This window comes from Streptomyces sp. NPDC057654, assembly GCF_042800135.1.
Lineage (GTDB): Bacteria > Actinomycetota > Actinomycetes > Streptomycetales > Streptomycetaceae > Streptomyces.
On sequence record NZ_JBHVHQ010000206.1, the window covers coordinates 1 to 11355 of the forward strand.

Here is an 11355-nt window from a genome sequence, read left to right on the forward strand (position 1 = left end):
GGTACCGGCTGCGCGCCTGCTGGAGGGCGAAGACGGTGAGGACCAGCAGCCCCAGGACGAAGGCGCTGATGACAGGGGCCGACAGCCAGCCGGCGGCCGGGCCCTCGATGATGCCGTACAGCAGGGCCACGAAGCCGAGGACGAGGAGGCCGGTGCCGACCGGGTCGAGCGGGGCGTCGTTGCGCGGGGCGGCCGGGGCGAAGCGCACGGCGTACATGACCGCCGCCGTCACCGGGACCATGGCGGCGAACAGCCCCTGCCAGGGCAGGAATTGCAGCAGCCCGCCGCCGACGAGGTAGCCGACGACGCCGCCGATGCCGGCCGCGCCGGTCCAGGTGGCGATGGCCTGGGGGCGTTCGGCGGGCGGGAAGGCGATGAGGGCCAGCGACAGGGTGGCCGGCATGACGAGGGCCGCGCCCGCTCCGGTGATGATGCGTCCGGCGAGCAGCACCGGGATGCCGGTGGCCAGGGCGCAGACGAGGCAGCCCGCGGCGAAGACGCCGAGCCCCCACAGCAGCGCGCGCTTGCGGCCCCAGCGGTCGCCGACGACTCCGGCGGGGATGAGCAGGCAGGCGAAGACGATGACGTACGCGTCGACGAACCACAGCAGTTGGGTGGGCGAGGGGTGGAGGTCGCTGTCGGCGACCTTCGGCACGGCAAGGTTGACGGCCGAGACCATCGCCACCACGAGGATCACCGCGGCGCACATGGTGGTGAGCACGAGTCCGCGCTTCGGGTGGCCGGTCGCCTCGGCCGACGGGGGTGCTGCTGGAGTCTGCATGAAGGGCTGCCTCGCGTGAGTGAAGTGACAGGGCGAGGCGGACCGTTGCGGCTTGGGGACAGGGCGCGATCTTAATTGACCGCGCCGCCGTACGTGCAGCCCTTGACTGTGATCCGTCCGTGCGCGCCGATCGCACCGTGGGCCTTCGGAAGCCGCACCGTGGGCTTCCTCCGCCGCACCGTGGGCTTTCCGGAAGATCGATGCGGACAAAGATCCCCTAAACAGACCTTCGAGATTTTCGGGTATGTCTCAACAGTTGAGATGTATTCGTCCACGATGTAGACCTGCGTAGACCGAGCGCATAACCTCTGATTCCGGCGGACCCCGACGGCTTGGGGAGAGGCCAGAGTTGCGTGCGTGCCTGGACGGACGACGGCCGTGCGCGTATTTCCCGGGCGAGGCGAGCGGTCTTCGGCGACCGCCGTGCGGTGCCCTTCAGATGCCAAGTGACCGAACGGGGAGGGATCTTGTCGGCCATTGCCACGATGGCGGAGGCGGACGTCGGCGACTGTCGCGGCTCCGGTTGGCGTCCGGCGCTCCTGCCGCACCCACCGGGGGGACGGACCGCGCGACCACTGCCCGCGGGCGCGCTCCAGGAGCAGTACTCCGCTCTGACGACGCGACTCGCGTCCACCCTTCAAGACTCTTCCGCTCGCTGGCGCCTGCTGTGCGATATCGCGCAGGTCCGATCCGTTCTGAAGGCAGCGGGCGTCCGACCTTGGGAATTCGGTCTCCGGGCGGGTGGCGGCAGCGCCGCCGCGCGCCGGATGTCCGGCCTCCTGCTGGACGTGGTGCGGCACACCGGGAGCCCCCGGCTGGCCGCGCTGGTCCCCGCCGTGGCGTCCTCCGCCACCGGTCTGCGGCCGCTGCTGGAAGAGCTCCGCTCGGCGAACCGGGCGCCGTGCGTCGGCGCGTACCTGCACGGCTCCGTCGACGCCGGGTACCGGACGGTCCAAGAGGAGGTGCTCACCCAGGAGTTGGGCGCCATGGCCCGCCTCGTGGGACCGCCGGCCGGCGGCGTACGGCTCGTCCTCGCGGAACTGGCCCTGCTGCGCGCCCGGCAGACCGCGCTGGCCTGTTGGTTACGGCTCGGCGAGCTCCTCCGGTCGCTGCTGCCCAGGCGCCCCGGCGTCGTCAGCATCGGCGCGGGCCTCGGCGAGTTCGAGGGCACCCTGGTGCGGGAGACCGCCGCGCGGGCCCTGTGCGTCGACATCGATACCAACACCGGCACCAACACCTACACAGACAGCGGGACCGCGCCCCGCCACCGGGCCGGCGGACTGCGGCAGCGGCGCATCACCCCGCTGGAGGCGTACCGGCCGCTCGGCGCCGATCTCGACCTGCTGATACTCAAAGACGCCCTGCACCACATGCGGCAGCCGCAGTGGCTGCTGTGGTCGGCGGTCCGCGCCCTGCGTACGGGCGGCGTCGCCCTCGTCATGGAACCCACCGTCGAGACGGCGGACCGGCCGGGGCTCAGCGCCCTGCGCGAGCTGGACTCGACCCCGTACAAGAACAGCATCGTCCCGGCCGGGCTGTGGGAGCGCTGGTACGGCCACGCGGGCCTGACCGTGCTCGAAAGGCTGGACTATCCGCCGGGGGTCATCGACAACAACGACTCGTTCCCGCGGACGGTCTGGCTGCTCGGCCGGTCCCGCGGCCCCGGCCGGAGCGGCTGAGCGCCTGAGCGCCGTAAGCGGCCAGGCCCCCTGAACAGCGTCGACAGTGACGAGCGGAGGACACAGCATGATCGAATTGAGGGAACCCCTCCACACCCTGGTACGGCAGCCCGTCGAGTTCACCGCGGGCAAGGAATTCCCGCAGCGCATCCACATCTACGACGAGACGCTCCGCGACGGCGAGCAGATGCCGGGCGTCGCCTTCAGCCCCGATCAGAAGCTCGAACTGGCCGGTCTGCTCAGCGACATGGGCGTGGACGTCCTCATGGCGGCGTTCCCCGCGTCGAGCGAGTCCGACCGCGAGGCGCTGCGCCGCATCCTGGCGGCGCGGCAGAGCGGGCGGCTGCGCGCCGACATGGAGATCATGACGATCGCGCGGGCCACCCGGCACGATATCTCCGTCGCCGCGGAGACGGCCCGCCAGGCGGGCGCCGATCTGGCCTCGGTGGGCGTGCTCGTCCTGTCCACCGCCTCCGACCTGCACCTGAAGTACAAGCTGGGGCGCACCCTGCTGAAGTACAAGGGCACGCCCGAGGCGGACTGGCTGAGCCGGCCCGTCGAGTGGTACCGGGAGGCCAACCTCGACCTCATCGCCGACCATCTGGCGTACGCGTCCCAACTCGGCTTCGGCACCGTGGAGTTCGCGAGCGAGGACGCCAGCCGCGCCAGCCAGGACTACCTCCTCCAGTGGGCCAGGGCCTGCCGCGAGGCCGGCGGCACCCGGCTGTGCTTCTCCGACACCTGCGGGGTGTTCACCCCCGAGGCCGTGGACGCCTACATCCCGCCGCTGGTGAAGGCGCTGCCCGGCTTCCCCATCACCGCGCACTTCCACAACGACTTCGGGCTGGGCGCGATCAACACCGTACGGGCCCTGGGCCACGGCGCGACGCACGCCAGCATCTCCGCCTGCGGCATCGGGGAGCGGGCCGGCAACACCTCCATCCACCAGGTCGTCATGGTGCTGCGGGATTTGTACGGCGTCGAGCTGCCGGGCTTCGCCTACGACCGGCTGTGGGACCTTCGGCGGGCGGTCGAGACGTACTCCGGAATTCCCATCCAGCCGCACGAGCCGATCATCGGCCACAACGTCTTCGCGCACGAGTCGGGAATGCACACCGCGGGCATATCCATTCACCCCGCGATCTACCAGACCATCGACCAGGACGTGGTCGGCGGGGAGCACCGCTTCGTCCTCGGCAAGCACAGCGGAAAAGCGGGCGTCCTGCACACCCTGGCGGCATTGGGGCTCACGGACGAACTGCCCGCGGAAGTGCTGGACAAGGCGGCCGACGCGGTGCTCGAAGAGGTGAAGCTCCGGCGCGAACGCCGCGCTTCGGAGGCCGATTTCGCGGCGTACCGGGAGGCGTATTACGCGCATCTGACCGGCCTCGGTGTGCCGGACGAGGAACTGCTGGAGATCTTCCGCGACGTCACGGTCGCGGCATCACAAGAAAGCATGTGAGCACCATGGGCAAAATCTGGAAGTTCGGCGACGATGTGGACACCGACCAGATCATCGCGACGCGGTATCTGCTGCTGCCGGGCGTCGACGACATGAAGGGCCACACCTTCGAGGGGCTGCGGCCCGAATTCGCGGGCGGATTCACCCCCGGCGACATCATCGTGGCGGGCAAGAACTTCGGCTGCGGGTCCTCCCGCGAGCAGGCCCCGCGCGTCATCAAGGCGCTGGGCGCGGCGGCCGTCATCGCCCCCACCTTCGCGCGGATCTTCTACCGCAACTCGATCAACATCGGTCTGCCGGTGGTGATGTCCGCCGAGGCGTCGGCCGCCGCCGTCGAGGGCGAAGCGATCGAGGTGGACCTGGAGAAGGGCACGATCACCACCGCCGGTTCCGGCTTCGCCTTCCCCCGCTACCCGGACCACGTGCTCGACATCGTGCGCGCGGGCGGGCTCATCGAGCACCTGCTCGCCACGACGTAACACGCGCCGCACCCCCCTGATCCCGCATGAGCACTATGAAAGGTCCGATCACCTTGGGCATGACCATCACCGAGAAGCTCCTCGCCCGTGCAGCGGGCGTTCCGCACGCGCGGCCGGGAGAGATCCTCACCGTCGATGTCTCGTGGTGCATGACGAACGACGCCACCACGCACATCAGCATCGACATGTTCAACGCCCGCCTCAAGGAGCGCGGTATCCACGCGCCCGAGCGGACCGTGTTCGTGATCGACCACAATGTGCCGTCGGAGAGCCCGACCACCACGGCCACCCAGAACAAGATGCGGGCGTTCGCCCGTGAGCACGGCATTCCACTGCACGACGGCGAGGGCGTCTGCCACCAGCTGATCCTGGAGGAGTACGCCAAGCCCGGCGACATCGTCTTCGGCGCGGACTCGCACACCCTGACCGCCGGGGCGGTCGGCGCGTTCGCCGCCGGGGTCGGCTCCACCGACTTCGTCGCCGCGATGGTGACCGGGCAGACCTGGGTCATGGTGCCGCCCACCATCCGCATCGACGTCGAGGGCACGCTGCCCGAGGGCGTGTTCGCCAAGGACGTCGTGCTGCACATGATCGGCGACCTCGGCGCGGACGGCGCGACGTACAAGGCCATCGAGTGGGGCGGCCCCGGCGTCCGGGCGCTCAACACCGAGCAGCGGGCCACCCTCGTCAACATGGGCGTCGAGGCGGGCGCGAAGTCCTCCGTCGTGGAGCCCGACGAGGAGACCCTGCGCTATCTGCGGGAGAAGCGCGGCGACGACGTGGACACCGGGGAACTGTTCGCCTCGGACCCCGACTGCGTCTACGAGCGCCGGTTCACCTACGACCTGTCGACGCTGGAGCCCGTCGTCGCCTACCCGCACAACGTCGACAACATCGCGCCCGTCACCGCGTACGAGGGCACGGCGGTCACCACCGGGTTCGTCGGCTCGTGCAACAGCGGGCGGATCGAGGACCTGCGGATCGCGGCGGGGGTGCTGCGCGGCCGCAAGGTGCTGCCGGAGGTCAAGCTCATCGTCGCGCCGGCCTCGAAGAGCGTCTATATGCAGGCGCTCAAGGAGGGCCTCATGGACGTGTTCCTGGAGAGCGGCGCCATGGTCGTCAACTCGAACTGCTCCGTGTGCTTCGGCAACCAGGGGGCCATCGGCGAGGGCGATGTGCTGATCTCCACCGGCACCCGCAACTTCCCCGGCCGCTCCGGCAGCCAGAAGGGCGAGATCTTCCTGGCGTCGCCCGCCACGGTCGCCGCCACCTGCGTCGGGGGCTACATCACCGACCCCCGGGAGTTCGTCTGATGAGCGGCGCCGACGTCTCGCGGGTCATCCGCCTCGGCGACAACATCGACACCGATATCGTCATCCCCACCCAGTACATGACCCTGCCAAGCGTACGGGACATGGCCCAGTACGCCTTCTCGCCGATCTGGCCGGACTTCTCCGAATTCGTACGGCCGGGGGACGTCATCGTGGCGGGACGCAATTTCGGCAGCGGCTCGTCCCGTGAGCAGGCGCCGGAAATCATCAAGGAGCTGGGAATCCGCTGCGTCATCGCGGTCAGCTTCTCCCGGCTCTTCTACCGCAATGCCCTGAACAACGGCCTCCTGGTGATCGAGTCATCGGCGCTGCCGCCGCTGGTCGACACCGGATCGCGGGTCGGCGTCGACCTGGAGCGGTGCGTGTTCGAGGTCGCGGACGAACAGGAGGGAGTCCCGCCGCGTGAGATTCCCTTCGGGAGCATCCCGCACGAGCTCATGAACATGGTGGCCGAGGGCGGCCTCGTCGCCTATTGGAGCCGTGTCAACGCCGAGGCTTCCGGCACCGCCTCCTGACCCACGCCGCGCGCAGTGCTGACTGCAACGGTGCGGCGTTGCCGGAGAAACCCCATTGGAACCGATCGGAACCATGGAGGAAAAGCAGTGCAAACGGCAAATCTCTTCAACGATCACACGTTCTCGAAGAAGGACGTCCTTCTTCTGCACGGGATCGACAATTACAACCGCGACGACCTGGACCTCCTCAAGGAGGTCCGGGAGAACGGAAATCCCGACGCCATCCTGTCCATATGCGTCAGCACCACCTCGGCGTGCAACATACGCTGTTGGTACTGCTACGCGCTCGGCAACAAGAAGCGCAATCCGAGTCAGCTCAGCGTCGACGAGTACCGCAACCTCATCGACCAGGCCGTGGACCTCGGCGCCCGCACCATGATCGTCTGCGGTGACGGCGAGCCCACGTACGACCCGGCGCTCACCGACATCGTCCGGCACGCGGTCTCCCGCGAGCTCATGCCGGTCATCGTCACCAACGGCACGATCATGGGCAACGACCGGGTCTCCAAGCACCTGCACGGGCTCGACGGCCGGGAGCTGACCCAGTTCCTCAGCGACTCCGGCGCCTCCCTGCTCGTCAAGCTGGAGACCCTCGACCCCAAGCTGTACGAGAGCATCGTCAACGTCCGCGGCGCGTGGGAGAAGTTCGAGGCCGGCGTCGACCGGATGATGGCGGCCGGCTTCGGCGACACCTGGGAGCAGCCGGATGGCACCTACACCCGGATGTCGTTCACCGGCATCGCCACCAAGGAGAACGTCGACAGCGTTCCGACGATGAAGCAGTGGGCCCGGGACCACAACGCCCAGTTCATCTGCAAGGTGCCGTCGCCGATCGGCGGCGCCCTCGACCAGGCGGCCACCAAGCTCTTCCCGCCGGCCGAGGTCGAGTCGGTCCGCACTCTGATCGACAACTACACCGACAAGCGGGAGACGCTCACCCCCATCGTCCTCGACGGGGACAAGTGCATGACCTGCCTCGCCTGGCACCTCGGTCCGGTGATCACGGAGGAGGGCTACTACGTCGAGTGCTACACCGCGACGGAGGCGACGTTCGGCAACGTCCGTGAGAAGTCCCTTTCCCAGCTCCTCAAGGAGAAGGTCAAGGGCACGGACTGGGACAACCCCTGCCCGATCAAGGACCGCCTGTATGTGCAGCTGACGCAGAAGATGCAGGAGCAGCAGAAGGCGGAGGAAGTGATCTGCACCGGCTGACCGGAGGTACGGGCACCGGGCCGTAGCGCTCCGGTGCCCGCGCTCCCCCAGGTTCCGTCCCCGGGTCCGTCCGGCCGCACAGAGAGTTTCCAACGCTTATGAACGCAGCACAGGGGCTGTTATCGCCCCAGGAAAGCCCGGCGGCCGCCTGGTCCGCGGTGGCCGGCCGGCTCGGCGAGTCCACCATGGGCGACGTCCTGCGATGGGGCGCCGGCGGGGCCGTCAACTTCGCGGGCGGGTTCCCGGACGAGCGGCTGTTCCCGATGTGGCACGTACAGGAGGCGTTCGAGGGCGTCCTCGCGCGGCGCGGCCCGCAGGCCCTCCAGTACGGCTCCGCGCAAGGGGCGCCGTGGGTGCGCGAGGCCGTCGCCGCCCACCTGGAGCGGCGCGAGGTCCTCGCCTCGCCGCAGACCATCCTGCTCACCAGCGGGGGCCAGCAGGCGATCGACCTCGTGACCCGGCTGTACGTGGACCCCGGCGACGTCGTCGTCACCACCTCCCCCACCTACTTCGCGGCCCTCGAACTCTTCGAGGCGGCGGGCGCCGAGATCGTCACGGTCCCGCTCGACGAACAGGGCCTCGACCTCGACCGGCTGGAGAGCGCCCTCGGCGACCCCCGCGCCAAGGTCTGCTACCTCATCACCGACCACCAGAACCCGACCGGCATCAGCCTGCCCGCCGAGCAGCGCCCGCTCATCGCCGACCTGCTCCGGCGCCACGCGTGCCACCTCATCGAGGACGACGTCTTCGGGGACATCGCCTTCGAACCGCCCGCGCCCCCGATCCAGCGGTGGGCGCCCGACCGGGTCTCGTACGTGACCAGCTTCTCCAAGGGCCTGTCGCCGGGGCTGCGCACGGGTGTGCTCGCCGCGCCCGCCGACGTGATCGGCAAGGCGCTGGCCCTGCGGGAGAACACGGACGTCTGCCCGAACACGCTGACCCACGCCGTCATGGGCGAGCTGCTGACCAGCGGCGCGTACCACCGGCTGCTGCCCCGGCTGTGCGCCCGCTACCGCACCCGCCGGGACGCCCTGCTCGCCGCGCTCGACCGCCATCTGGCCGGCCGCGCGCACTGGACGACGGCGCGCGGCGGCTTCTTCACCTGGGTCACCCTCGACGCGGCGACCGACATCGAGGAACTGCTGGGGACGGCGGCCCGGTCGGGCGTCGTCTTCCTGCCGGGCTCCCGCTTCCGCAGGGACGGGGAGAAGAGCGGGGAACGGGCCGAACTGCGGCTGAGCTGCGCGCGCCTGGACCCCGCGGAGATCGAAGAAGGCATCGGCCGGCTCGCCGGCCTGCTGTAGGCGAACGCGCGATCACGCGCACGGAACAGCGCGATCACGCGCACGGCATAGCGCGATCCCGCGCACGGAAAGTGAGAGAGAAGACGTGCCCGCAACCCTTTACGAAAAGATCCTCGCGCGGAAGGTCGGGCGCCCCGTCACGGTGGGCGAGATCGTGGAGATCGACGTCGACCGTGCGATGATCCACGATTTCTTCACGCCCTTCGTGATCCGCAAATTCCGGGAGATGGGGTTCACCCGGCTCAAGAACCCCGACTCGGTCGTCATCATCTACGACCACCTGGTGCCCACCAGCTTCCCCGGGGACGCCGTCTACCACCGGATAACCGAGGAGTTCATCAAGGAACAGGGCATCGCCAATGTGCACCGGTCCGACGGCATCAGCCACCAGATCATGTGCGAGCAGGGCTACATCACCCCCGGCGACATCTCCGTCGGCACCGACTCGCACACCGTGATGTACGGCGGCCTCGGCGCCGTCGCCACAGGCGTCGGCTACACCGAGATGGCGGCGGTGCTCGGCACGGGCCGCACCTGGCTGAAGGTCGTCCCCACGATCCGGGTGAACGTCGAGGGCGCCCTCGGCCCCGGCGTGTACTCCAAGGACATCATCCTGCGCGTCATCGCCGACATCGGCGGCGACGGCGCGACGTACAAGGCGCTGGAGTTCGGCGGCGGCACGATCGACGCCATGACCATGGACAGCCGCCTCACGCTGTCCAACATGAGCGTCGAGGCCGGCGCGAAGACCGGTCTGATCGCGGCGGACGACACCACCCTCGCGTACGTCTCCCGGCACGGCGACATCACCGGGAAGAGCCCGCTGGCGCCGGACGCCGGGGCCGTGTACGAGCGGGTCCTCGACTACCGCGCCGAGGATCTCGAACCCGTGGTGGCCTGCCCCAGCACCGTCGAGAACGTCAAGCCGGTCGGCGAGGCCGCGGGCACCGAGGTGCAGCAGGCGTTCCTCGGCTCCTGCACCAACGGGCGGCTGGAGGACTTCGAGATCGCGGCCCGGATGCTGGAAGGCCGCAAGGTCAGTCCGGGCATGCGCTTCTACGTCGTCCCCGCCAGCCGCGAGATCTTCCAGGCGGCGGTGGCGGCCGGCTACGTCGAGACCCTGATAGCCGCCGGGGCCGTGGTGAACCAGCCCGGTTGCAGCCTGTGCTGCGGGCGCAGCGGCGGCCTGATGGACGCCGGCGAACGGATCATCAGCAGCAACAACCGCAACTTCATCGGCCGGATGGGCAGTTCGCAGGCCGAGATCTATCTCGGCTCGCCCGCGACCGTCGTGGCATCGGCGATCGAGGGCCGGATCACCGATCCCCGTACCTATCTGAAGTGAACTCAAGGAGGCAGCCATGACGGAGACGACGCACCGGGTCCCGGTCAGCATCCCCTCGCGCACCGGAACGGACGCGCTGCGGGTGACGGACGCGGCCATCGGCAGGATCGCCGCGTCGCTCGGGCCCGAAGCCCAGGGCAAGGCGCTGCGCATCGGGGTGAAGCCCGGTGGCTGCTCGGGCCTCTCGTACACCATGTACGTCGAGGACGAGATCGCGGAGAGCGACACCACCATCGAGCGCGACGGGGTCCGCATCGTGGTGGGCGAGACGGCCATGCCGTATCTGAAGGGCACCACCCTCGACTACGAGGAGGGGCTCATGGAGTCCGGTTTCGTCTTCGACAACCCCAACGCCTCTTCCTCCTGTGGTTGCGGCAACAGCTTCAACTGACCCTTTCCGTCGCGAACTTGGGAGGCACATATGAGCAGCACGGCACAGCAGTCAGCGGTGCGTACCGCGATCACCGTGACCGACGCGGCACGCGCGGCGCTGCGCGATCTGGCCCAGCCCGAGTCGGGTGCGGAGCGTCCCGCACTGTTCGTCTCGGTGGAGTCCGAGGACCGGGGCGAGTTCCGCTACGCGTTCGTCTGGCGGACGACGGCGGAGGCGGGAACCGGAGATCTCATCACGGATTGCGGGGAGTTCACCGTCGTGGTAACCGACGCCGACGCCGACCGGCTGTCGGGGGCCACGCTGGACGCGGACCCGCAGTTCGGGGTGGTGATCAGCAACCCGAACGCGGAATCCGAGGCGGCAACGGACTCCGCCGACTCCCCGGCGGGATCCGACGACGACGAACTCACCGCCCGTGTGGAGAAGTTGTTCGCGGAAACGGTCAACCCGGCGCTGGCCTCGCACAGCGGCGCCATCAAGCTGGAGCGGATCGAAGACGGCGTGCTCTACGTCAGCCTGCTCGGCGGCTGCCAGGGGTGCAGCGGCGCCGCGCTGACCTTGGCGGACGGCATCGAGCGGTTCATCGTCGACGCCATGCCCCAGATACGCAAGATCGTCGATGTCACCAACCACGCGGCCGGCACCACGCCGTTCCTCCGCTGAAGGGAGCACCCCCTCATGACGCTCCCCACGGAGACCGCCCACCCCGACCTGGATGGGCTGGGTACGTATGAATACGGCTGGGCCGATTCCGATGCGGCCGGTGCTTCGGCGAAGCGCGGCCTTTCGGAAGAGGTCGTCCGGGATATCTCGGCGAAGAAGTCGGAGCCGGAGTGGATGCTCAAGCTCCGGC

Annotated in this window: 11 protein-coding genes and 1 pseudogene; 11 read left to right on the plus strand and 1 reads right to left on the minus strand. The window is 69.2% G+C overall.

Annotated elements, in window-relative coordinates:
- The coding region (locus ACFU99_RS17670; RefSeq protein WP_384392503.1) for an MFS transporter at window positions 1-781 on the minus strand (781 nt) is incomplete at its 3' end.
- A gap of 767 nt (window positions 782-1548) precedes the next feature.
- Here ACFU99_RS17670 and ACFU99_RS17675 point away from each other — a divergent pair.
- The 11 genes and pseudogenes from ACFU99_RS17675 to ACFU99_RS17725 form a co-directional block, all read left to right on the plus strand.
- Window positions 1549-2460, plus strand: coding sequence for a hypothetical protein (locus ACFU99_RS17675; protein WP_384392507.1), 912 nt, complete (start codon window positions 1549-1551; stop codon window positions 2458-2460).
- A 67-nt stretch (window positions 2461-2527) separates the two neighbouring features.
- Window positions 2528-3922, plus strand: a complete 1395-nt coding sequence (locus ACFU99_RS17680; RefSeq protein WP_384392509.1) for a LeuA family protein — start codon at window positions 2528-2530, stop codon at window positions 3920-3922.
- Window positions 3923-3927: 5 nt separating this feature from the next.
- Window positions 3928-4401, plus strand: a complete 474-nt coding sequence (leuD, locus tag ACFU99_RS17685; protein ID WP_384392511.1) for a 3-isopropylmalate dehydratase small subunit — start codon at window positions 3928-3930, stop codon at window positions 4399-4401.
- A 59-nt stretch (window positions 4402-4460) separates the two neighbouring features.
- Window positions 4461-5714, plus strand: coding sequence for an aconitase/3-isopropylmalate dehydratase large subunit family protein (locus ACFU99_RS17690; protein ID WP_384392514.1), 1254 nt, complete (start codon window positions 4461-4463; stop codon window positions 5712-5714).
- Window positions 5714-6247, plus strand: coding sequence for a 3-isopropylmalate dehydratase (locus ACFU99_RS17695; RefSeq protein WP_384392517.1), 534 nt, complete (start codon window positions 5714-5716; stop codon window positions 6245-6247). The genes ACFU99_RS17690 and ACFU99_RS17695 overlap by 1 nt, the downstream gene beginning before the upstream one ends.
- An 87-nt stretch (window positions 6248-6334) precedes the next feature.
- Complete coding sequence (locus tag ACFU99_RS17700; RefSeq protein ID WP_384392520.1) at window positions 6335-7459, plus strand: radical SAM protein; 1125 nt, start codon at window positions 6335-6337, stop codon at window positions 7457-7459.
- A gap of 98 nt (window positions 7460-7557) precedes the next feature.
- Window positions 7558-8763, plus strand: coding sequence for a PLP-dependent aminotransferase family protein (locus tag ACFU99_RS17705; RefSeq protein WP_384392522.1), 1206 nt, complete (start codon window positions 7558-7560; stop codon window positions 8761-8763).
- An 85-nt stretch (window positions 8764-8848) separates the two neighbouring features.
- Window positions 8849-10108, plus strand: a complete 1260-nt coding sequence (locus ACFU99_RS17710; RefSeq protein ID WP_384392525.1) for an aconitase/3-isopropylmalate dehydratase large subunit family protein — start codon at window positions 8849-8851, stop codon at window positions 10106-10108.
- Window positions 10109-10124: 16 nt separating this feature from the next.
- Window positions 10125-10499: a HesB/IscA family protein gene (locus ACFU99_RS17715; protein WP_384392527.1), complete on the plus strand. Its 375-nt coding sequence runs from the start codon at window positions 10125-10127 to the stop codon at window positions 10497-10499.
- A gap of 30 nt (window positions 10500-10529) precedes the next feature.
- Window positions 10530-11165, plus strand: coding sequence for a NifU family protein (locus ACFU99_RS17720; protein ID WP_384392530.1), 636 nt, complete (start codon window positions 10530-10532; stop codon window positions 11163-11165).
- A 15-nt stretch (window positions 11166-11180) separates the two neighbouring features.
- Window positions 11181-11355: pseudogene (locus ACFU99_RS17725) on the plus strand (Fe-S cluster assembly protein SufB); the annotation flags it as partial.

What these genes read in the sequence shown, in the direction of transcription:
- ACFU99_RS17675 (WP_384392507.1), top strand. Translation starts at nt 1,549, where the DNA reads ATGTCCGGCCTCCTGCTGGACGTGGTGCGGCACACCGGGAGCCCCCGG.
- ACFU99_RS17680 (WP_384392509.1), top strand. Translation starts at nt 2,528, where the DNA reads ATGATCGAATTGAGGGAACCCCTCCACACCCTGGTACGGCAGCCCGTC.
- leuD (WP_384392511.1), top strand. Translation starts at nt 3,928, where the DNA reads ATGGGCAAAATCTGGAAGTTCGGCGACGATGTGGACACCGACCAGATC.
- ACFU99_RS17690 (WP_384392514.1), top strand. Translation starts at nt 4,461, where the DNA reads ATGACCATCACCGAGAAGCTCCTCGCCCGTGCAGCGGGCGTTCCGCAC.
- ACFU99_RS17695 (WP_384392517.1), top strand. Translation starts at nt 5,714, where the DNA reads ATGAGCGGCGCCGACGTCTCGCGGGTCATCCGCCTCGGCGACAACATC.
- ACFU99_RS17705 (WP_384392522.1), top strand. Translation starts at nt 7,558, where the DNA reads ATGAACGCAGCACAGGGGCTGTTATCGCCCCAGGAAAGCCCGGCGGCC.
- ACFU99_RS17715 (WP_384392527.1), top strand. Translation starts at nt 10,125, where the DNA reads ATGACGGAGACGACGCACCGGGTCCCGGTCAGCATCCCCTCGCGCACC.
- ACFU99_RS17720 (WP_384392530.1), top strand. Translation starts at nt 10,530, where the DNA reads ATGAGCAGCACGGCACAGCAGTCAGCGGTGCGTACCGCGATCACCGTG.